The sequence below is a fragment of the Aeromonas sp. MR19 genome (genome assembly GCF_963899305.1).
Taxonomy (GTDB): domain Bacteria; phylum Pseudomonadota; class Gammaproteobacteria; order Enterobacterales; family Aeromonadaceae; genus Aeromonas; species Aeromonas bestiarum.
This window is the reverse complement of sequence record NZ_CAWQWZ010000008.1, coordinates 21,391-43,259: the sequence shown is the minus strand read 5'-3', so window position 1 is coordinate 43,259 and position 21,869 is coordinate 21,391. Positions and strand designations below refer to the sequence as shown.

The following is a 21,869-nucleotide window of genomic DNA, read 5'->3' as shown; positions in this document are numbered from 1 at the left end:
AATCAGCCGGATTTTATCCTGACGCAGCAACCGCTTATCGGGGCGCCCTCCCCCCTGACCCGGCCCGGCATGGCGGTAAAAAAAAGCCCCGGCCAGTGGCCGGGGCTAGAGACGATTGGCGCCGGGATCAGCGATTGATCGCGATCGGCATGCCGCTGCGCTGTTCCAGCGCCTGCTTGACCAGCTGGGAATCGCTGTCGGCATGGGCGATGAAACGGGTCACGGCCGGGGTCATCGGCAGCGGCGCCGGCAGGCTGGAGTTGAACTCCTCCTGGCTGCGGGACAGCGGCTGATGCACTTCCAGATAACGGCGACCATCCGGCTCGACCGAGGCTTTAATCGGCTGGTTCACGAACTGCACTCGGGTGCCGACCGGTATCTTCTTGAACAGGTATTCGATGTCTTCGTTGCGCAGGCGCACGCAACCGTGGCTCACCCGCAGACCTATGCCGAACTGGGCATTGGTGCCGTGGATGGCGTACATCTTGCCGATGTAGAGCGCAAACAGCCCCATGGGGTTGTCCGGGCCGGCGGGCCAGACTGCCGGCAGGCTCTCGCCACGGGCGGCATACTCGGCATGCATCTTGGCGGTCGGGGTCCAGGTCGGGCCCGCCTTCTTGCGCTGCACGCTGGTCACCCAGTTTTCCGGGGTGTCGGTGCCGAGCTGGCCGATGCCGATGGGCAGCACTTCCACCACCTTCTTGCCTTTCGGGTAGTAGTAGAGGCGCATCTCGGCCACGTTCAGCACTAGCCCCTCGCGCGGGGCATCCGGCAGGATCAGCTGATGCGGCACTATGAGCTTCTCGCCAGCCTGCAGCAGCAGGGGATCCGCCTTGGGGTTGGCCTCGAGCATGTTGGTCAGACCCAGCTGGAATTTGGCGGCAGCGGCTTCCAGCGGCTGGCCATTTTCCTCTGCCGGCACCACGTATTCCAGATTTTCACCCACCAGACGGCTGTTGGCCGCAGGCAGGGCATATTCAACAGCAAGCACTGGCGCGGCGGCCAAGACGAGGCTGCAGCACAGAGCGGCCGCAGTATTGTGAAGGAGCTTCATAACTTTCCTGTAATGGATGACGTGGTTCAAGACTCTGGGCTGACCCGGGATCGGCTGGGCGGTCCGGGGGCGGAGAGAAGGCCGCCATTTTTCTCCTCTCTTGGCCAAAATTCAACAAGCAAATGGGGCGGCGACGCAGGATTTTATGCCCCCGTGCGCCGCCGGGCGGTTTTAGCCGTTGCTGACGGATCCCCGTTGCCAGGTGCGCATATCGTAACCTGTGGGAGATTGGTGCAACCGCAGATGAAATTGCTCAATGATGGCAAAGATATGGTCGAAAATATCGGCCTGGATCCCTTCGTAATCAGCCCAGGCGGTGGTCGCTGTGAAGCAGTAAATCTCCAGCGGCAAACCGTCAGTAGTCGGCGCCAGCTGGCGCACCATCAGCGTCATGTCCTTGCGAATGCCGGGATGGGCCCGCAGGTAGGCGTCCAGATAGGCGCGCAGAGTACCCAGATTGGTGAGGTGACGCCCGTTGATGGGGCAGCTCAAGGCATCGCTGAGCTGCTGGTTGTAAACGCTCAGCTCCTGCTCCTTGCGGCTGAGATAGGGCGCCAGCAGCTGGGCCTGCTTGAGCTGCAACTGCTCCTCCGCGCTCAGGAAGCGCACGCTGGTCATGTCGATGCTGACGCTGCGCTTGATGCGGCGACCGCCGGATTCGGTCATCCCCTGCCAGTTCTTGAAGGAGTCGGAGATGAGGGCATAGGTGGGAATGGTGGTGATGGTCTTGTCCCAGTTCGACACCTTGACGGTGGTGAGACCTATGTCGGTCACCTCGCCGTCGGCGCCGTACTTGTCCATCTGCAGCCAGTCGCCGACGCTCAGCATGCGGTTGGCTGAGAGCTGGATCCCCGCCACCAGGCCGAGGATGGGATCCTTGAACACCAACATCAGCACGGCTGTCATGGCCCCCAGGCCGCTGAACAGGAACAGCGGTGACTTGCCGAGCAGCAGGGAGATCATCAGGATGCCGACCAGTATGCTGCCCACCAGCTTCACCCCCTGGAAGATGCCGCGCAGGGGCAGATCCCGTCCGAGCCGGGTGTAGCGGCTCACCGACAGCATGCAGTCGAGCAGGGCGAACAGCGCCAGCAGCAGGAACAGCAGGATCCAGAACTGGGCCAGCATCTCGATCCACTGCAGGCTCTCGGATTTGCGCGGCAGCCAGATCTCGGCCTGGCCGAGCAGCACGGCCCCCTGCAGCACAAAGGCGAGCCGGTAGAACAGGCGCTGTTGCAGCTGGGGCGGCAGCCACACCTGCTTGGTCTTGCCGAGGATGCCAACCAGCCGCACCAGCAGCACCCGGTGCAACAGCATGTGCAGCACCAGCGAAGTAAGGACGATAAAGCCCAGGGCGATCACCAGTGCCATCAGGCTGCTGACTTCGATCCCCATGCCGGTCAGCCAGTGAAAAAACATCTCCTTCATCCCTACCTCCAATGCGTGAAACAGTCGTCAGGGTACGTATCTGCCACCCCATGTCAAATGACAAGCCGCTCAACCAGGGGTCGGAAACGACAACGCCCGGCACAGGCCGGGCGTTGATTCAGGGCGAGGTGGCGTTAGCCGACCAGGCTCAGGGCATCGCGGGCGATGACCAGCTCTTCGTTGGTGGGCATCACCAGCGCCAGGCGGCTGCCTTCGGCCGTGATGGGTCCCTCGCCACCGAGCACGGCGGCATTGTTCGCTTCTTTATCTACCTTGAAGCCGAACAGGGCCAGACGATCCAGCACCATCTCGCGCACCATGGCGGCGTTTTCACCGATACCGCCGGTGAACACCAGAGCGTCCAGACGACCCTCCATGGCGGCGGCATAGGCACCGACATACTTGGCCACCCGGTAGGTGAACACATCCAGCGCACGCTTGGCACCGGCGTCGGTCGCATAGTTGGTGGTGACATAGCGGCAGTCACTGCTCACCTCGGTCAGGCCCAGCAGACCGGACTCACGGGTGAGGGTGTGGTTGATCTCGTCCACGCTGTAACCGAGCTGGTCGTGCATGAAGAAGACCACCGCAGGGTCTATGTCGCCGCAACGGGTGCCCATCGCCAGCCCTTCCAGCGGGGTCAGGCCCATGGAGGTGTCAACGGACTCGCCGTTCTTGATGGCGCAGACGGAGGCACCGTTGCCCAGGTGGCAGTTGATGATGTTGAGCTCGGCCAGCGGCTTGCCCAGCGCCTTGGCGGCTTCTTCCGCGATGAAGCGGTGGGAGGTGCCGTGAGCGCCGTAACGACGGATGCCGTTCTCTTTGTAGAGCTTGTAGGGCAGCGCGTAGAGATAGGCTTCCTGCGGCAGGGTCTGATGGAAGGCGGTGTCGAACACGGCCACGTTCTTCTCGACCAGGGCCGGGAAGACCTTGAGCGCGGCACGGATGCCGATGAGGTGCGCCGGGTTGTGCAGGGGAGCGAACGGAATGGCGGCTTCGATGCCGGCGATCACGCCATCATCGATGCGAACGGAGCGGGAGAACTGCTCGCCACCGTGCACGATGCGATGGCCGATGGCCACCAGCTGCTCGGCCAGAGAGGGATCCTGGGGCAGGATGTGACCCACTATATGGTCGAGGGCAGCCTGGTGTGCGGCGCCCGCTCCCAGCATGGCTTCGCCCTTGACCCCGTGGAGTTTCCATTTGATACGTGCATCATCCAGATTGAAGCATTCGGCCAGGCCGGACAGCATGTCCTCACCTGTTTCGGCGTCCATTACGGCAAATTTCAGGGAAGAGCTACCGCAGTTAAGGATCAATACCAACTTGCTCATGTTCTACATCTTCCTGTGCTTCGGCTTTATGCCGACAGTGTCGTGTCATCCAGAAGTGGATGGGATTCCCCTGCCGGGGGCTTATGGTCGCAGGAAAGTGCGCCCAATTTTTCAATACGTTAAGTGCAAATCCGGATGATGTCGTGCACTCATCTTGGCCACACGTCGAATGCGGATCCTGATGATTCAGTGCACTCATCTTGGCCAGGCTGCGCCGGCGGTTACAGGCCGGCCAGCAGATCCCTGTGCACCTTGACCACCAGCTTCTTCACCTGAGCCGGCTGGTTGGGGGTACAGAGAGGGCGATGCAGTTCTCCCGGCCAGAAGATGGCGAAGTCGCCGGGCTGCAACGCCAGATAACTGGTCTGTTCGTCGTCGACGAACCAGAGATCGGGATGGGGATGATCGGCACCCTCATTGCCATAAGCATGAGGCCCGACCCCTATCCACTCTTCACCACGCAACAGCAGCTGGATATCCAGATACTGCTGATGGAACTCGCCACGGCGATCCGCGGCCGGCTCGGTCAGCTCTTCGCTCACCAGACAGAACAGCGTGAGGCCGTCGATCTCGCGCTTGCCGAGCGGCGCATTCAGCCACTGTTCCACGCTCTTCACCACCTCGGCCATGATGCTATCCAGCGGGGCGGGCAGCGGCGTGCGCTGCAGGGTATTCAGACTGCCGGTGATCATGGCGAGCGGATCCTTAGGTGTATTCAGGCGACATCTTTGCCGCAAAATGAAAAAGGACCCTGTTCAGGTCCTTGTGTCACACCGTCTGCAATCCGTGCAGACAGGAGTAGAGCATTTGCTCGTGCCGAGCGTGATGAGGCCACTGTTACACACTCATCCGCAGCTTGCCAAGAGGCGCAAGCGTATTCGCCCAGTGATCGTACCAGCTGAAACAATATTATTCACTACTCCATCGCCGCCGACTTTGACCAGACGCAAAAACGGGAGCATCTGCTCCCGTTTTTTTCGCACAACCGGTGTCATTCAAGCCTTGCGGGCGTTTTCCACCGGCTTGGCATACATGGCGCGCCAGATGGCCTTGTGCTCTTGTGGCACCTCTGACTGACGAGTCAGGAAGGCCGCCTGCTCTATGGTATTGGCCTTGCCGGACACATCTGCGGCCAGGTAGTTGCCCGGGAAGAGGCGATAGTTGCCCCAGATCGCCTTGTCGATCAGCGCCGCCAGTTCGTCCGGATCGCTGAAGCCTTCGGTGATGGGGGCGCCGAAGGAGACGTGTACCCGCCCCTTCTGGCCGACGATGCCGGCGACTATGCTCTCGATGTCCTCGAACTCGCCCTTCTCGTAGCTGCCGTTGACCGACTTCTCGTACAGCTCGCGCGCCTTGGCCTTGTCGGTGGGATCCAGCTCGTAGCTGATGCTGACCGGCACTATGTTGAGGCTGCGCATGTAGTCGACGAAGTCGATTTTCTGCTTCTTGCCGTCCACGTAGAACATCTTGAGGATGGCCGGATCCGTCTTGTCATCGCCATTCTTGGCGCGCCCTTCCTTCTGGGCGATCCAGATGGAGTGACCCTCGTGCACCGACTGGCCTATGTAGGCAGACAGCTCGCCGAGCATTTTCATCATCTCCCGCGGCCCCTTGGCGGAGCGCTTGACGATGAAGCTCTTGTTGAGCTTCATCAGCTCGGTGGCGCAGGGTTTGCGCAGCAGGTTGTCACCGATGGCGATGCGCACCGTATCGAAGCCGTGGGTATGCAGTCCCCAGTTGACGAACGCCGGATCCATGGCGATGTCCCTGTGGTTGGAGACAAACAGGTAGCCCTGCTCCTTCTTCAGATGCTCGATCCCCGAGAAGGTCACTCCCTTGGTGGAAGTGGCAATCATGCGGGACATGTAACGGGTCACGCCCATCTGTACCTGATGGATGGTGGTCACCTTGGACCACTTGTAGCGCAGGAACTGGCGGATCAGCGGGCGTATGGCCCAGCCCAGCCAGCTCATCAGGGAGCCGAAACGATACTTGGCGATGGCGCCGACGAATTCATCATCCCGGATCAGCCGTTCTATGGCTGCCGGCACTTCTTCATCGCGGTAGGGGCGAATGTCCGCGAATCTATCTACTTCTGTCACAGTGTCTGCCTTGCATGTAAGGAGTCGCGGCCAGCGCGCGCTGGCCGGGAAATTCAGGGCGCAATTTTACACGCTTTTATGCCAAGGGGTATGTGATGTGCGTAGATAGTGAGATCTGACCAGTGAAATGAACAAATGGCCCCGTTCGGGCCATCTTTTTACTCTTCCACCGTGAACAATATCATCATGCCGGTGTCCTTGTGCTCCAGCAGGGCTGCGCCAGGCTCACCGCCGCCTCGGCGTGGATGGAGGTGGTGTCGTAGAGCGGCATCGCGGCCCGGGCATCCTCCACCATCTGCCTCATACGCTTGCCCTCAGGCCAGCGCAAGGCTCACCGCCGCCTCGGCGTGGATGGCGGTGGTGTCGTAGAGCGGCACCGCGGCCCGGGCATCCTCCACCATCTGGCTCACCCGCTTGCCATCAGGCCAACGCCAGGGTGACCGCCGCCTCGGCATGGATGGCGGTGGTGTCGTAGAGCGGCACTGCGGCCTCGGCATCCCCCACCAGCAGCGCAATCTCGGTGCAGCCCAGGATCACCGCCTGGGCGCCCGCCTCGGCCAGCCCGGCTATGATGGCCAGATACTCGGCCCGCGATGCGTCGCGAATGTCGCCAAGGCAGAGCTCGTCATAGATGATGCGGTGCACCCGCTCCCGCTGCGCCTCACCGGGCACCAGCACCTCCAGCCCGAACTTGTCCTGCAGCCGCCCCTTGTAGAAATCCTGCTCCATGGTGAAGCGGGTACCGAGCAGCCCGACCCTTTGTATCCCGTCAACTTGCAGGCGACGGGCGGTAGCATCGGCGATATGGAGCAGCGGAATATCGATGGCGGCCTCAATCTCGGGCGCCACCTTGTGCATGGTGTTGGTGCCGATCAGCAAGAAATCGGCGCCGCCGGCCTGGATGGCCCGCGCTTCTGCCGCCAGCAGGCGGGCGGTGGCGGGCCAGTCGCCGACGTGCTGCAACCGCTCTATCTCGGCAAAGTCGACGCTGCTCAGCAGCACCCGCGCCGAGTGCAGGCCGCCGAGCCGCGCCCGCACGCCCCGGTTGAGCGCCTGATAGTAGCTGACGGTGGACTCCCAGCTCATGCCACCCAGCAGACCGATACATTTCATGGGACCTCCTTGTACAAACCGAACAGAGGGCGCCGCTCACCACGTCGCCAATGGAATAAAAAAGGCCCCGCAGGGCCAACAAGACAGCCGGTAAAGGCCCGGGCTCAAGGTCAGGCCCGGACTAAATCCAGATCATCAGCACGCAGGCCGCCGTGGCGATCCCCATGCCCAGATTGAAACGACGCCAGCCACGGGCGGTGTGGATGATGCGGCGCACCTGGGCACCGAACAGCACCCAGAAGGCACCGGTATAGAGGCCGGTCACGAAGAAGATGCCGAGCACCCAGATAGCGGAGGGCCAGTAGGCCTCTCCCGCCAGGGTGAAGCCGCTGATGGCGGAGAGCGCCATCATCCAGGCCTTGGGGTTGAGCAGTTGCAGCATGGCGCCCTGATGGGCCGGGATGAGCGGCCGGTTGCCCTCGGCCGGGCCGCTGGCGGTCGCCACCTTCCAGGCCAGCCAGAGCAGGTAGGCCGAGCCGATCAGCTTGAGACCGTCGTGCAGCAGCGGCACCTTTTCAAACATGACGCCAAGTCCCAGCGCCGTGGCCAGGATCATCAGATTGATCCCCCCGACTACCCCCACCAGCAGGGGAAGGGTGCGGCGAAAGCCCTGCGCCGCCCCGGCACTGGTGAGCAGCATGTTGTTGGGGCCCGGCGTACCGCAGGTGATGAGGGCAAAGCCCGCCAGGGGAAACAACCAGTTCAGATCCATCTCAACCTCTTGGTGATACAAACGCCGGCTCGGCGGCAAGCCTTCTAATATGCAGAGCCAGCCCCGCGGCGACAAGTCAGAAATGGCTCTTTCTTGCCCGCCAGCGCGGTGCGGCTCAATACCAGAGCATGACTACACAGAGCGCCGTCAGCACACCGAGGGAGCCGTTGAGGCGCCGCCAGCCCCGATCCGTGCAGATCCAGTTGCTCAGCTGATGGCCGAACAAGACCCAGACAAAGCAGACCGGCAGGGCCACCAGCACAAACATGGTCATCACGGCGAGCTGGCTCGGCCAGTAGCTGACCCCGGTCAGGCTGAACAGACTGATGGCGGAGATGCCCATCATCCAGGCCTTGGGATTGAGAAACTGGAATCCCAGCCCTTCCAGCAGGGTCAGCGGACGGGCGCGTCTGGCCGGATCACCGGGGGCACCGGCCACGGCGATGCGCCATGCCAGCAGCAACAGATAGAGGCTGCCGAAGATCTGCAGCCCCAGCCGCAGCAGGGGCCAGCGCTCGAACAGAGGATAGAGCCCCAGCGCCAGCACAAGTTGCAGCACGGGTTGACCCACAGCCACGCCCATCAGGTGCGGCAGGGTGCGGCGCACCCCGAAGTTGGCGCCAGAGGCGGTCAGCATGAGGTTGTTGGGGCCCGGCGTGCCACAGGTGAGCACGGCGAAACCAAACAGGGTGGCATACCATTCTATCGTCATCATTGACTCCTGAACTGCACACATTGTATCGATACAATGTGCCATTCTTGATTGTTATTGGGTGTAAATTCACGCTATATTGCGAACAAATTTGGATCAATGGATTTATTGTCACCATGACAATCTGGACCCCAGACCTCACCCCCTTCGACGGCCCCCTCTATCTCAAGCTGGTGAAGGCCATAGAGCAGGCCATTCACGATGGCACCCTGCCGCCCCAGACCCGGCTGCCTACCCACAGGGCGCTGGCGGATCGGCTGGGGGTCACGGTCGGCACAGTCACCCGCGCCTATGGGGAGGCGGAGCGACGCGGCCTGCTGGCTGCCAAGGTGGGGCACGGTACCTGGGTCAAGGGCGCGGGCATGGATCCGGCCAACGAGTGGGTGATCCGCAAGGAGGAGGGGCACCGCATCGAGTTGTGGCAGAACCTGCCGGTGCAGCTGGACAGGGCCGCCATCATACGTCCCATGCTGGGGGAGCTGGCCGACGGGGATCTCAATGCCCTGCTCGGCTACGACAAGGAGGCGGGCCAGCCCGGCCAGCGCCAGCTCTTCGTCGACTGGCTGGCCGAGCAGGGGGTGCACGGCAGCGAGGAGCGCCTGCTGTTCAGCCACGGCGCCCAGCACGGCATCATGCTCTCCCTGCTGGCTACCGGTTGCGTGGGAGAGACCATTTTGTGCGAAGGGCTCAGCTACCCCGGCATGCTGGGCAATGCCCGCCAGCTGAAGAATCAGGTGGTGGGACTGGCGATGGATGAGGAGGGGTTGCTGCCCGCCGCGCTGGAGGCCGCCTGCCGCACGCGGCGAGCCAAGCTGCTCTACCTCACCCCCACGCTGCAAAACCCCACCACCGCCATCATGAGCCAGGCGCGGCGCGAGGCCGTCGTCGCCATCGCCCGCCGCCACGATCTGCTGATCATCGAGGATGACGTCAACGGCCTGCTGCCCAGTATCCCGGTGGCGCCCCTGATCAACCTGGCGCCGGAGCGGGTCATCTATCTCGGCAGCCTGGCCAAGATCGCCTGCGGCGGCCTGCGGGTCGGCTTCGTGCTGGCGCCGCCCGCCCTGCGCAACGCCTTCGCCCAGGCGATGCGACTGTCGAGCTGGATGGTGAGCCCGCTCTTGATCGAGCTGGCCTGCAAACTGGTGAGCCAGCGCCAGATCATGCCATTGGTCGAGCAGCAGCGGCAGATCCTGGCACGTCGCGGCGAGCTGCTGCGCCACCTGCTGCCGGGAGCCCGCTGGCAGGCGGGATCCATGCACGCCTGGCTGCCGCTGCCGGAGCCCTGGCGCAGCCAGGCGTTCGCCGAGGCGGCCAACGCCCTTGACGTCGGGGTAGCGAGCGGGGAACACTTCGCCGCCGGCCAGTTCGCCGCGCCGCAAGGGGTACGGCTGAGCCTGAGCCAACCGGCCACGGATGCCCGCGTTGCCGAGGGGCTGGAGCGGCTGGCGCAGCTGCTGCGGGGCTCACCGCCCCCCAATCCCCTGCTATAGTCAGCCACTGTTTGACCCAATACGCCCAGATCCGCGCGCTCGAAGGAGAGCCCATGCACCCGACCCGCGTCTCACTGCTGTCCGTCACCCTGCTGCTGGGGGGCTGCGCCTCACCCAGCCATCAACAGCTGGGCGTGGCACTGACCGGGCTGGAAGGGGAGCTGCAGCGGCTGGAGGAGGAGCTGGCGGCCATGAACGGCCTCCATTACCAGAAGGCGATAGACGCGCCGCTCAGCCTGCGCCGCATGCTGGCCACCCCAGCCCAGACGCAAGGGGCCTGCAGCCGGTGCAGCGCCAGCTGCAGGATGGGCCGCTGCTCAATTACCACTACCGGCTGCCGGATGGCATGACGACCCTGCCCATCGACAACCCCTGCCTGCGTTACGAATTCGAGCTGCGTCACCTGGGTCGCCTCGGCCAGCTTGCCCTCAGCTGGCAGGGCCGCGACGGCCAGGGTTTCCGCCTGATCCGCCAGAACGACTGCCCCTTCTCCGCCAAAGGCCCGGGTCTGCAGTAAGCCAGGTACCAGCCCCTATGGTCAGTTGAAAGGGCTGGCCACATCTTGTAGCTTGCCCCCATCCCGTTCCCCCTGCCCCTGGCCGGAGATCTCGCCCATGAAACTGACCCCCCTGTGGCTGGCGCTGTGCAGCCTGCCCGTGCTGGCCTGCGGCCCGGATGGCTGCGAAACGCCGCTCACCCTGCAACTGACCGCCGCCCAGTGCCATCTGAACGGGCTGCCGTTTCTCTCCCCAGATAACGACACCCGCACCAATCTGGCCCTGCTGCTGGCCGATGAGCAGGCCTTCTCACTGCCCGACGGGGCCCTGCCCCTGCCCTTCACAGTCGATGCGCTGATAAGCCCGGCCGTCGGCGACACTGGGCCCGCCGGGCCGGATCCCCTGCTGGCACTGGCCGCCGGTCTCGGCATCGAGGAGAGCACCACCCAGGCAGCTCTGGAGCGTGCCGCCGGCTGGAGCGAGGGGCGCTGCATCAGCAACAATCCCGTCTCGGCCGAAGCCTTCCTGCAGGCACTGGCGCAGACGCCGGCACTCACCGCCAGCGATCGCAGCCAGCTGGCAAGTCAGCGGCTGGCCATGCTGGGTCAGTGCGGTCAGCCGCAGGATGCGGATCAGGGCACGGCTCAAGACCAAAGCAAGCCAGCGCCGCTGTCGCCCGCCGCCCAGGGTTTCGCCAACTACCTGACCGCCAGCCGGCACTTCTATCAGGGGGAGTTTGCGCAGGCCGACGCCCTGTTTGCCGCCCTCGCCGGGCAGGACCAGCCCTGGCTGAAGGAGACGGCCGATTACATGCGGATCCGGGTCGCCCTCAACCTGTCCCAGCAAAGCGCCTTCGACGACTGGGGCACTCTGGATCGCAACCAGATTGACAAGGCCGCCGTGCAGCGCAGCGAGCAGCTCATCAGCGACTACCGCGCCCGCTACCCAAAGGGGCGCTATCTGGATTCCGCCACCGGGCTGCTGCGTCGGCTGGCCTGGTTCAAGGGAGACAAGGAGCTGCTGGCGAGTCACTATCTGCAGGCGAGCCAACGGCAGAGCGCGCCGGATCTGGTCAACGAGATCGATCTCAAGCTACTGATGCAGCCCGGCTTCACCGGCTCGGCGGTCATGCCCATGCTGACCCTGGTGCAGGATCTGCGCCGGCTGCGGATCCATGACAGCTGGGATGAGTGGCAGCCGCTGCAAGCCGCCGAGCTGACGCAGCAGACCTCCCAGTTTGCCAGCAACCCGGCCTGGCTCGCCTATCTGCAGCAGGCGGAGCGTTACTACCTCGCCAAGGACTATGACGCCGTGGTGGCGGCCGCCCCCGCGCTCGGCGCAGGCCCTCTGGATAACCTGGCCTTCAGTCAGCAGGTGTTGAAGGGGATGGCGCTGGCAGCCCGGCAAGCGTGGCCCGCCGCCGAACAACAGTGGCGCGCCCTGCTCGCCAACCAGCCAACCCCCTTGCAGGATCAGCTGTTGCAGCTGGCCCTGGCCATGACGCTGGAACGGGCCGGTCAGCTGGAGCAGATCTTCGCCAAGGAGAGCCCCATCAGGAGCGATCACTACCGCATTCCGCTGCTGGAATATGTGGCACCGGCACCTCTGCTGCGCCGCATGGCCCAGGATGAACAGGCCTCCGACACCCTGCGCCAGCGCGCCAGCCATGCCCTGAGCTACAAACAGCTGACCCATGGCGACTACCGGGGCTTCCTGCAGGATCTGGCGGGCAGCCCCGCCACGGCGCCGTTCGACTGGCAAGGCAGCCAGGATTACCAGTGCCCGGCACTGACCTCGGTGGTCACCACCCTGGCCGACAATCCCAGGTCGCCCAAGGCGCTCAACTGCCTGGGCGAGTTCTTCCTGGCGCAGGGGCTGGACTGGGATCCCCTGCTGTCACGCCCCGGGGCCGATACCCTGGCGGGCAGTCCGGATCTGTTTGCCGGCAAGCGGAGCAGTCGCCTCGACTGGTATCAGAGGGTCATTGCCAATCCCAAGGCCGCCAGGGAAGAGAAGGCCTACGCCCTCTATCGCGCCATCAACTGCTACGCCCCGAGCGGCAGCAACGGCTGTGGCAGTCAGCAGGTGTCCGTCAACCAGCGCAAGGCCTGGTTCAATACCCTCAAGCAGCAACACGGGACCAGCCAGTGGGCAAAGCAGCTCAAATATTACTGGTGATGCTGGCCCTGCTCGGCACGGATGCCGGGGCGGCCGTCGAAGCGAGCCAATATCGGCAGTTCTGGCTGTGGGCCGGGGTCAGACCCCAGCCCGTGCTGCAACAGGCCGAGCGGCTCTATCTGCATCAGGGCGAGATAGGCCCCCTGGACTCGGCCCTGCCCCTGCGTTTTCAGGGGCAGGGCATAGCGCCGAGCAAGCTGCCCGTCGGCGAGCTGTGGCTCGCCTATCGGGTGGAGCGGCTCGACTGGGATGCCAGACTGCTGCAGAACCTCGAAAACCAGCTGGCAGCCTGGCAGCGAAAGGGCAATGAGGTACGCGGCATCCAGATAGATTTCGATGCCCGTACCCACCGGCTGGACGATTATGGCCAGTTCCTGCGCCAGCTGCGACGCCAGCTGCCCGCCCGCTACGCCATCAGCATCACTGGCCTGCTGGACTGGACCCGTACCGGCGACATAGGGGAGCTGAACGCGCTGGCCGGGGTGATCGACGAGATGGTGGTACAGACTTATCGGGGTCGCAGGACGGAACCCGGCTACGCCCGCTATCTGCAGGCACTGCACCGGCTGACCCTGCCGTTCAAGCTGGGACTGGCCCAGGGGGGAGAGTGGGATCCCGCCTGGGAAACGAGATTGGCGCAGACCCCCGCCTATGGGGGGGTTGTGGTCTTTCTCATCAATCCTCCACTATCTTGACCGGAGGAGGGATTGACCCGGGCTCGTGGCTGGGCGATAACATTAGCTCTTTTTGAATCCGGTTGCGTGCCATACTTCCTCGTACTGTGATCCCGCAAAGGAGCGCCAAGGATGCAGATCCTGTTGATCGAAGACGATGCCATGCTCAGCTCGGCCCTCTCCAAGGGGTTGAATGAGCACGGTATTGCGCCATCCCAACTGATCCACTGCAAAGAGCTCACCACCCTGCCCACCCTGCTGCGTCAGCAGTCGTTCGATGCCGTCATCTGCCGCCAGTATCGCCATCAGGCTCGCGAAGGGATCCGCCTGCTGCAGGAGGCGCACTATCTGGGCTTGCTCGAACCGGGCTGCGTGCTGTTGTTGCTGGATGAGGATCATGATCTGCTCCAGTATCCCCCCTCGGATCTCTACTTCCCGCTGCACCTGCCCATGCCGTTCACCGCAGAGCAGCTGACGCTCTGCCTGCGCGATCTGGTGCTGCTGACCGGGCTGACCCGCCCCCTGCCCGCCCCGATGAAGCTGAGGGAGTGGCATATCGGCTGCGCCCTGTGTGAAGACCTGCTCTACCAGCAACAGAAGCACAAGGAGCTGGGCCCGCTGCTGGACAGGGTCAAGGGCTACATGTTGCTGCAGCAGCAGGATCACTTCCACGCCACCCAGCACTATGCCATGTGTACCACGGAATACGACACCTGGTGGCCACGCAAGGGCCTGATCCACTCACTGCTGGGATTGAACAAGCTGGACAGCGCGCGCAAGGATCTGGCCCGCAATCAGGAGCGGCTGCCACCCAGCATACAGCTGGAGCTGATGCTGGCCTGCCTGCTGCACGAGTCACAGTGGGAATCCGCCTGGGAGGTGCTCAACCAGTTGCTGCACAAGCAACCCTGGCAGCCCGAGTGGCGCCAGGCCGCCATCCTCTTGGCCCTGCTGCTCAAAGACGAAGGGAAGGCGCTCGAACAGGCCAACGCTCTCAGCCTGCGCTTCTTTTCCGAACACAAGTTCCGGATATCCATCGAGAATTTCATTCTGAACGCCAGCCTGGCGGTGATCTGGCACTACCCGACGGCAGCCCGGATCAGCGCGTTGCAGCAGGAGTATCAGTACCTCAGTCAGGCCGTGACCCTGCGCGCCCATGAGGATGCCTTGCTGCAGGCCCTGATGCTGAGCCTGGATTACCGCTTCGACGAGGCCCTGGTGCTGCTGGCAAGACACCCGCCGGAGACGGCGCGGGACAATCACCTCAACCAGCTGCTCGGTTTTGCCGTCAGCCAGTTCTGCGGCCTGCCCCACCACGCCCAGCGCTACCTGGCGCAGCTCAGCCAGTATCAGGCCAGGGTGGCACCGTCCCCCCTGCTCCAGCAGCTGTTCAAGCAGGTGGTCACAGACCAGATGCAACAGCTGGAGCGCCGTGAACAGCGGCTGACCTATCTGCGCCAGGAGCGGCAGAGAGCGACAGTGGCCGCCCAGCATCAGCTCGCCGTACAGTACGCCCTGACCCTGCAGGAGGAGTTTCCGGCGCTGCCCGGCGATGCCTGGCAACTGCTGGAGTTGCTGCAACTGTGCTGGCCCGCCGGCATGCCGGCCCCCAAGGTGGCGCTGCTGGTCGACCGGCTGGAGCGGCGTCTGACCCACAGCGCCTCCTTCATGGAGCACCATGCGGCGGCGTACCAGAAAACACTGCTGCACATCAGGTCACACCTGAACCCCAGATTGCCCACCACGCCCCCCAACTGAGCCCGGCACAGGTCGGGCTTTGCTATCAGATGCCGAGGCAGAGCCCGGCTTACAACAGTCCCCGCACCAGGATACCGGCGATCAGCAGCGGCGCCACCAGGCGCCAGCACCAGAGCAGGCCGAAGCGCAGCAGCGGGGAGAGGCCGGCGGGCAATATGCTGTCTCCCAGTCGCCAGCCCAGCAGCAGAGTCAGCACCAGACCGAACAGCGGCATCATCAGGTTGGAGGTGAGGTAGTCGAGCAGATCGAAAATCGTCTTGCCAAACAGGGTCAGCTCGCTCCAGGGACCGAATGACAGGCTGACCGGGATGCCGGAGGCCATGATCAGCAAGGTCAGCACCCGGCAGGCGCCACGGCGGGACCAGCCCCACTCCTCCGTGGTAAAGCGCACCAGATGCTCCAGCATGGAGATGGAGGAGGAGAGCGCCGCCACCAGCAGCAACAGGAAGAACACCACCCCCAGCCCCTGACCAAACGGCAGATGGCTGAACACGGCGGGCATAGTCATGAAGGTGAGCCCTGGCCCGGCAGTCGGGTCAATACCCGTGGACGCCAGCGCCGGGAAGATCATCAGCCCCGCCAGCACAGAGATGAGGCTCGCCAGCGTCACCACCCAGACCCCGGAGCGCAGCACCCCCTCGCTGCTCGGCAGGTAGGCGCCATAGGTGGTGTGCACCCCCAGGCCGATGGAGAGGGAGAAGAAGGCCAGCCCCAGCGCATCCAGCACGCTCTGGCCGGTCAGCATGGAGAAGTCCGGCAGCAGCAATTGACGCACCCCGGCCATGGAGCCGGGCATGGAGAGCCCCACCGCCACCAGCAGCAGCATCATGATGAAGAGGGCCGGCATCATCCAGCGCAGCGCCCGCTCCACTCCCTTCTGAATGCCGCCCTGCACGAACCACCAGGTCAGCCCGGCAAACACCAGATGGGTCAGCACCGGCCACCAGGGGTCACTGACATAGCCGTTGAACAGGGCGGTCAGCGCCGAACCCTCGCTCAGGTTGAGCTTGCCCGCCACAGCCAGCGCCGCATAGCCCACGGTCCAGCCGCCGACCACGCTGTAGAAGCTGTAGATGAAGAAGCCGCACAGTATTCCCATGTAGCCCATCCAGCGCCAGTTAGGCCCCACCAGCTTGTTGAAGGCGCCGAGCACCCCGCGCTGGCTGCGGCTGCCGAGCAGGGTCTCACCCACCAGCACGGCCACCCCCAGGGTGAAGCTGAACAACAGGAACACCAGCAGGAAGGCGCCGCCGCCATTGGTGGCCGTCACATAGGGAAACTTCCAGATGGCGCCGAGGCCGATGGCCGTGCCGGCCGCCGCCAACACATGACCGAGACGGGAAGACCACTGAACCTGGCTCATACAACCTCCGGGGAAGACAACATCGAATCGATACTCCATGGCTGACAACACAATACGTAACAACAAAAAAGGCCGCCTAGTGGCGACCTTTGCAATGAACATTCAGACAAACTGCGCGTGCAAGGTCACCTCTCTTGCGAGCTAAAAAATCGGCCGGACAGCGCGAAAATGGGTGACATGGATGGAGTGACCTGAACGCCAAAAAGGAGCCACAGCCTAAACCATGGAAAGAAAAATTGACACATAGTTGATAAAAATTTTTCAATCTGGCTGAAAAATCGGCGCAGCCCGCTCTCCATGCAGGAAAAATACGCACCGCGCCTCGCTCGGCCAATCCATTGAACGATAATAGTCTTAGCCTTTGTGGGCACATGAGCCGCCGAAACAGGGGGCAACACGCCCCTCCCCCGCGTTGCGGGCAGGCCAGTGCCCCTGATCAGCATGGATGCACAGACGTGACGCACCGGACCGGATACCGCATGAAATGGACGCTTCTCCCCTTGCTACTGCTGGGCAGCCTGACCCTGTCGGCGCAACCCGCCCTGACCCTGCTCAGCCATGAGCTGCCCCCCTTCACCCAGTCCCGTGATGGCCAGCTCGGCGGGCTGGCCGTTCGGCTGGTGCGGGAAGCCCAGCAGGAGATGGGGGTCAACTACCCCATCAAGATCTATCCCTTGAAGCGGGCGCTGGCCCTGACCCGGGCCGAGCCGGGCTTTGCCATGTTCGTGGTACTGCGCACGCCCCAGCGGGAAGCCCAGTTCAAGTGGGTGGGGCCGCTGTTTCTGAACCGGGTGCTGATCTACCAGGCCAGGGGCAGCCAGCCGCTGACCGACCTGGCCCAGTTGCGCACGCTGGAGCGGGTCGGCGTCCTGCTCGGCAGTGCCGATGACGAGCGACTGACCCATGAGGGCTATGCCAATCTGGTGCGCTACAAGACGGTCGAGGAGGCCGTCGAGCGGCTGGTGCTCGGCAAGATAGATGCCTTTCCGATGGGCGATCTGATCATGAGCGCCACTCTGGACCAGATGGGCTTATCCCCGCGCAGCGTGGTGAGCTCAGAAGTGCTGCTGCACGAGTCCTGGCTCTACATCGCCTTCTCCAAAAGCGAGGATGACGCCGTGATCGCCCGCTGGCAGGCCGCCATCGACAAGGTCAGAGCCAGAGATGGACAGGCGCAGCCGCCCGCTCAACCCTGAATCCTTTACACCAGCCCCCGCACCAGGCCCCACTGATCCGCAGCGGTGCCAGCCAGCGATCGCCAACCCTAGTTACACCAACCCCCGCACCAGGCCCCCACTGAGCCGCAGCGGTGCCAGCCAGCGATCGCCAACCCTAGTTACACCAATCCCCGCACCAGGATGCCGCCGATCAGCAAGGGGGCCAGCCAGCGCCAGCAGCCCATCACCAGGGTGCGCCAGTGTTGTGCCAATCCACGGGGCAGCGCCTGCTGACCCAGTTTCCAGCCCAGCAACAGGGTGAGCGCCAGCCCGAACATGGGCATCATCAGGTTGGAGGTGACAAAATCCAGCAGCTCGAAGATGTTCTTGCCAAACAGGGTCACATTCGCCCAGGGGCCGAACGACAGGCTGACGGGAATGCCGTTCACCATTACCAGCAGAGTAATGAGGCCACAGGCCGCGCGACGCGACCAGCCAAAGCTCTCGCAGATAAAGCACTGCAGATGCTCCAGCAACGAAATGGCCGACGAGAGTGCCGCCACCACCAGCAGGGAGAAGAAGATCACCGCCAGCCCCTGACCGAACGGCAATTGCTGGAACACGGCCGGCATGGTCATGAAAGTGAGACCCGGGCCTGCGGCAGGATCGATACCGGTCGCCGCCAGCACCGGGAAAATCATCAAGCCCGCCAGCACGGCGATCAGGCTCGCCAGCAACACCACCCAGAAGCTGGAACGGCCCACGCCGTCACTGGAAGGCAGGTAGGCGCCATAGGTGGTGTGAATACCGAGCCCGATGGAGAGGGAGAAGAAGGCCAGCCCCATGGCATCGAGTACCCCGGACATGCCGAGCTTGCTGAAGTCCGGCATCAGGAAGTGGCGCACCCCGGCCATGGCATTGGGCAGGGTGAGACCGAAGGCCACCAGCAGCAGGATCATGATGAACAGGGCCGGCATCATCCAGCGCAGGGTGCGCTCCACCCCTTTCTGCACGCCGCCCTGCACGAACCACCAGGTAAGCCCGGCGAACAGCAGATGGGTCAGCACAGGCCAGAACGGATCGCCGACGTAATCGTTGAAGCGGGCGGTGAGTGCGGCGCCATCGCCGTGTTGCAGGCTACCCGCCAGCGCCATGCCGGTGTAACCCAGAGTCCAGCCACCCACCACGCTGTAGAAGCTGAAGATGAGCAGGCTGCAGAGCAGGCCCATGGCCCCGACCCAGCGCCAGCGCTTGCCCATCAGTTCGCCAAAGGCCCCCACCACCCCGCGCCGGCTCAGGCTGCCGAGCAGAGTCTCCCCCATCAGTACGGCCACCCCTAGGGTGAAACTGAACAGCAAAAACACCAGCAGGAAGGCACCGCCACCGTTGGCAGCCGTCACATAGGGGAACTTCCAGATAGCGCCGAGACCGACGGCGGAGCCTGCGGCGGCCAGGATATAACCGAGCCGGGATGACCATTGGGACTGCTTCATAAGAACTCCAATACAGGTGCCCACCACCTGGGCCCGAAATGGCGCTCAGAGTACGGTCATGGCCACGCAATCACAACGCCGCTTATCGGGTTAAAAAACGATTTATTGGCATCATTACCTAATTAAACTCTATTTAACGCACTATCGTGCCAACAAATAAAAACCGGAGCGCATTTGCTCCGGTTTTATATGGTGGTGGGCCTGCGGCGGGGACTAGATCACCCCCAGCTCCCGCAGCCGCTCCATCAGGTAGCTGTGGGCGGTATGACGCTCGGAGAGCACTACGTCCGGCCGCGGATGGAGGAACAGCGGCAGTGAGATGCGGGACTTGGCGGCGCTGCCACCGGTCGGGTTGATGACCCTGTGGGTGGTGGAGGGGTAATAACCGTGGGAGGCCTCCTGCAGCATGTCGCCGATGTTGATGATCAGGGTGCCAAAATCGCACGGCACGTCCATCCACTCCCCGTCGGATCCCTTCACCTGCAGGCCCGGCTCGTTGGCGGCAGGCAGTATGGTCAGCAGGTTGATGTCTTCATGGGCGGCGGCGCGGATGGCACCCGGCGCCTCTGTGCCATCGAACGGCGGATAGTGCAACACCCGCAGCAGGGTCTTCTGGCTCTCTTCGATCATGGAGGAGAGCGGGCAGCTGTAGTGAGCGGCGATGTCACTCGGGGTGTACTGCTCCACCCAGCCCAGCAGCTCGGCGGCCAGGTTGTTGGCGAGGCGATAATACTCCATCGCCTGCTCTTTCAACTCTTCCGGCATCTGGCCCCAGGGGTAGAGATGGAAATACTCCTTGATGTCCTTCTGGCTGTGACCCTTGGCCACCTCGGACACCGACGGCGGGAAGTAGCCATCCTGAGTCTCGCGATTGAACAGGAAATCCTGCTTCTGCTCGCTCATGAAGAAGCGATACCAGTTGTCATAGATGGACTGCACCAGCTCTTTCGGGATGGGGTGGTGGGTCAGCACGCCAAAGCCGGTGGTACGCAGGGATTCGGTGAAGCGCTGCGCCGCATCGGGCGAGCGGTAATCGACGGTCAGGACTTTCATTATTTTTGTTACGCGCCAGTTAAAAGATGGCGCAGTTTACCTCGCCCATGACCACAAGGAAAGTGAGCCGCCCCTCCCGCCCCGGCCCGTCGCCAATAGTGACAAAAACGTCAGAAAACGGCGCCAGCCAAGACCCGCGCTCATCCCTTGTCCTGACCCTGCATCCTCACTAGAATGCCCCCATCATCCATGCCGGAGCCCGTTTATGTCCCCCAAGATCCTGTTGCTGACCCTGCCTTTTCTGCTCGCCGGTTGCAGCTCGCTGTCGGAAGAGGAGTGCCGCGCCATGAGCTGGTACAACCTGGGCTATCAGGATGGGGAGCAGGGCAAGACCCGTCAGGCGACCCGTGACTATGTGTCGACCTGTGGCGAATACGGCCTCAAGGTGGATGAAGCCGAGTGGAAGCGGGGCTATGCCAAGGGGCTGGAGCTCTACTGCATTCCCGAACTCGCCTATAGCAAGGGCAAGTCAGGCGCCGAGTATCTGGGGGTCTGCCCCAACGATGCCAGCTTCCTCACCCAGTACGATCGCGGCCGCCAGGAATATCTGGTGGAGAAACAGCTCAGCGACCTCAAGAGCGACATGGAGCGGACAGAGCGCGACATCGAGACACTGGAGCGGCAGATCCGCAACGAGAACGACAGCAAGCAGCGCGACTACTACCGGGCCCAGCGCGAGCGCGCCATCCGCCATTACGAGGGGCTGCGCCGCGACTACAACCGGATCCGTTTCCCGGACCGGGTGATCCAGTTCTCCTTCGGTAATTAATGCAAGCGGGCTCGGCCGCAGTTCACCGCGCCGGGCCCGGCTGGACCTTTACGACGGCAGCACCCAGCGCTGCAACGCCAGCGCTATGCCGTCTTCGTTGTGATCGGCGGTCACCAGGTCGGCATGAGCCTGGACATGGGTGGCTGCATTGCCCATGGCGACCGCCAGCCCTACCTGTTCGAACATGCTGATGTCGTTGTTGTTGTCACCAAAGGCCACCACGTTTTCCATCGCTATCCCCTCGCTCTGGGCCCAGCGGGCCAGCCGGTTGCCCTTGCTGCAACCGGGTTGCACCAGCTCCACCGCATAGGGCGCCGCCCAGTCACGGGTAAAGGGCATGGCCTCGACCACCTCCCCCATGAACTGATGCAGGCGGGCGGGATCCTGGTTGAACAGCTCCAGCTTCCAGATCGGATTTTTCAGCCAGCTTGCCAGATCGTCCGCAGGCAGCAGGGAGATCTTGAGATGATCCGGCTGATTGGCCGACCAGTGGCGCATCCGGGTGATGTGATCCTCACAGCCGATATAGCCGATCCCTTCGCTCAGGTGGAACAGGGCGCCCATCTGCTGCGCCTCGACCTGAGCCAACAGCTCGGTGAGCGGGGCCACCGCCAGCGGATCTCCCGCCAGGATCCTCTCCTGCGCCGGATCATAGAGGTAGGCACCGTTGCTGCAGATGATGGGGGTATCGAGGGCCAGCTCGTGATGGAAGGGACGGGCCGTCATGAAGTGGCGCCCCGTCACCAGCAGCACCTTGATGCCGTGGGCCCGCGCCTGGGCCAGCGCGGCCCGGGTGGCGGACGAGATCTTGTGATCCCGGGTCAGCAGGGTACCGTCCATATCTAACGCAATAGCCTGGTAACTACTCATATCACCTCCAACATCGGACACGAATACAAAGAGCCATACCGTCCCAAACCCGCCGGCAGGATGCAAGCCCTGCGACAGGAGATGCGGCCAATCTGTGATCTGTCCACGG

Annotated in this window: 18 protein-coding genes and 1 pseudogene; 7 read left to right on the top strand and 12 right to left on the bottom strand. The window is 63.3% G+C overall.

All coding sequences use genetic code 11. The annotated features are described in order from the left end of the window. Nucleotides 1-127 precede the first annotated feature (127 nt). The 8 genes from AACQ95_RS04745 to AACQ95_RS04705 form a co-directional block, all read right to left on the bottom strand. Nucleotides 128-1,054, bottom strand: a complete 927-nt coding sequence (locus AACQ95_RS04745) for a L,D-transpeptidase family protein (protein WP_146047139.1) — start codon at nucleotides 1,052-1,054, stop codon at nucleotides 128-130. 171 nt (nucleotides 1,055-1,225) lie between these two features. Continuing rightward, complete coding sequence (locus AACQ95_RS04740; RefSeq protein WP_241280758.1) at nucleotides 1,226-2,482, bottom strand: mechanosensitive ion channel family protein; 1,257 nt, start codon at nucleotides 2,480-2,482, stop codon at nucleotides 1,226-1,228. Between the two features lie 134 nt (nucleotides 2,483-2,616). Further along, nucleotides 2,617-3,816 carry an acetate kinase gene (locus AACQ95_RS04735; RefSeq protein WP_043138665.1) on the bottom strand — a complete coding sequence of 400 codons (1,200 nt, stop codon included), beginning with the start codon at nucleotides 3,814-3,816 and terminating at the stop codon, nucleotides 2,617-2,619. A 221-nt stretch (nucleotides 3,817-4,037) separates the two neighbouring features. Further along, complete coding sequence (locus AACQ95_RS04730; RefSeq protein ID WP_043138662.1) at nucleotides 4,038-4,508, bottom strand: YhcH/YjgK/YiaL family protein; 471 nt, start codon at nucleotides 4,506-4,508, stop codon at nucleotides 4,038-4,040. A 303-nt stretch (nucleotides 4,509-4,811) separates the two neighbouring features. Beyond that, nucleotides 4,812-5,918: a 1-acyl-sn-glycerol-3-phosphate acyltransferase gene (locus tag AACQ95_RS04725; protein ID WP_043138660.1), complete on the bottom strand. Its 1,107-nt coding sequence runs from the start codon at nucleotides 5,916-5,918 to the stop codon at nucleotides 4,812-4,814. A 420-nt stretch (nucleotides 5,919-6,338) separates the two neighbouring features. Next, entirely contained in the window at nucleotides 6,339-7,031 is a 693-nt protein-coding gene (locus AACQ95_RS04715; RefSeq protein ID WP_103472508.1) for an aspartate/glutamate racemase family protein, read from the bottom strand. 121 nt (nucleotides 7,032-7,152) lie between these two features. Next, nucleotides 7,153-7,743, bottom strand: a complete 591-nt coding sequence (locus AACQ95_RS04710; RefSeq protein WP_241280757.1) for a LysE family translocator — start codon at nucleotides 7,741-7,743, stop codon at nucleotides 7,153-7,155. Between the two features lie 115 nt (nucleotides 7,744-7,858). After that, nucleotides 7,859-8,455, bottom strand: coding sequence for a LysE family translocator (locus AACQ95_RS04705; protein ID WP_241280756.1), 597 nt, complete (start codon nucleotides 8,453-8,455; stop codon nucleotides 7,859-7,861). A 116-nt stretch (nucleotides 8,456-8,571) separates the two neighbouring features. Between AACQ95_RS04705 and AACQ95_RS04700 the strand changes: the two genes are divergently transcribed. The 5 genes and pseudogenes from AACQ95_RS04700 to AACQ95_RS04680 all read left to right on the top strand — a co-directional run bounded on the left by AACQ95_RS04700 (nucleotide 8,572) and on the right by AACQ95_RS04680 (nucleotide 15,055). Further along, the gene (locus tag AACQ95_RS04700; RefSeq protein WP_241280755.1) at nucleotides 8,572-9,948 is read left to right on the top strand and encodes an aminotransferase-like domain-containing protein; all 1,377 of its coding nucleotides are present in this window, start codon (nucleotides 8,572-8,574) and stop codon (nucleotides 9,946-9,948) included. 53 nt (nucleotides 9,949-10,001) lie between these two features. After that, nucleotides 10,002-10,465, top strand: a pseudogene (locus tag AACQ95_RS04695) (hypothetical protein). A 97-nt stretch (nucleotides 10,466-10,562) separates the two neighbouring features. Next, nucleotides 10,563-12,623, top strand: coding sequence for a hypothetical protein (locus AACQ95_RS04690; protein WP_241280754.1), 2,061 nt, complete (start codon nucleotides 10,563-10,565; stop codon nucleotides 12,621-12,623). Continuing rightward, nucleotides 12,593-13,318, top strand: coding sequence for a DUF3142 domain-containing protein (locus AACQ95_RS04685; protein WP_098982387.1), 726 nt, complete (start codon nucleotides 12,593-12,595; stop codon nucleotides 13,316-13,318). The genes AACQ95_RS04690 and AACQ95_RS04685 overlap by 31 nt, the downstream gene beginning before the upstream one ends. A gap of 111 nt (nucleotides 13,319-13,429) precedes the next feature. Continuing rightward, nucleotides 13,430-15,055: a hypothetical protein gene (locus AACQ95_RS04680; protein ID WP_241280752.1), complete on the top strand. Its 1,626-nt coding sequence runs from the start codon at nucleotides 13,430-13,432 to the stop codon at nucleotides 15,053-15,055. Nucleotides 15,056-15,104: 49 nt separating this feature from the next. On the opposite strand, the gene AACQ95_RS04675 is transcribed toward AACQ95_RS04680, so the two are convergent. Beyond that, nucleotides 15,105-16,418: a sodium-dependent transporter gene (locus tag AACQ95_RS04675; RefSeq protein ID WP_043557400.1), complete on the bottom strand. Its 1,314-nt coding sequence runs from the start codon at nucleotides 16,416-16,418 to the stop codon at nucleotides 15,105-15,107. Between the two features lie 479 nt (nucleotides 16,419-16,897). Here AACQ95_RS04675 and AACQ95_RS04670 point away from each other — a divergent pair, with 479 nt between their 5' ends. Then, nucleotides 16,898-17,614, top strand: coding sequence for a substrate-binding periplasmic protein (locus AACQ95_RS04670; protein ID WP_241280751.1), 717 nt, complete (start codon nucleotides 16,898-16,900; stop codon nucleotides 17,612-17,614). A 140-nt stretch (nucleotides 17,615-17,754) separates the two neighbouring features. Here the strand turns inward: AACQ95_RS04670 and AACQ95_RS04665 are convergent, their stop codons facing one another. Both AACQ95_RS04665 and AACQ95_RS04660 read right to left on the bottom strand, forming a co-directional pair. Beyond that, nucleotides 17,755-19,068 (bottom strand): sodium-dependent transporter, encoded by a 1,314-nt coding sequence (locus AACQ95_RS04665; RefSeq protein WP_241280749.1) that lies wholly within the window; start codon nucleotides 19,066-19,068, stop codon nucleotides 17,755-17,757. A 213-nt stretch (nucleotides 19,069-19,281) separates the two neighbouring features. After that, nucleotides 19,282-20,121: an isopenicillin N synthase family dioxygenase gene (locus AACQ95_RS04660; protein ID WP_241280748.1), complete on the bottom strand. Its 840-nt coding sequence runs from the start codon at nucleotides 20,119-20,121 to the stop codon at nucleotides 19,282-19,284. Nucleotides 20,122-20,326: 205 nt separating this feature from the next. Between AACQ95_RS04660 and AACQ95_RS04655 the strand changes: the two genes are divergently transcribed. Then, the gene (locus AACQ95_RS04655; protein ID WP_241280747.1) at nucleotides 20,327-20,890 is read left to right on the top strand and encodes a DUF2799 domain-containing protein; all 564 of its coding nucleotides are present in this window, start codon (nucleotides 20,327-20,329) and stop codon (nucleotides 20,888-20,890) included. A 48-nt stretch (nucleotides 20,891-20,938) separates the two neighbouring features. Here AACQ95_RS04655 and AACQ95_RS04650 read toward each other — a convergent pair whose 3' ends face one another. Continuing rightward, a complete protein-coding gene (locus AACQ95_RS04650) occupies nucleotides 20,939-21,760 on the bottom strand; it encodes a Cof-type HAD-IIB family hydrolase (RefSeq protein WP_241280746.1) in 822 nt (273 codons plus the stop codon). Nucleotides 21,761-21,869: the final 109 nt, after the last annotated feature.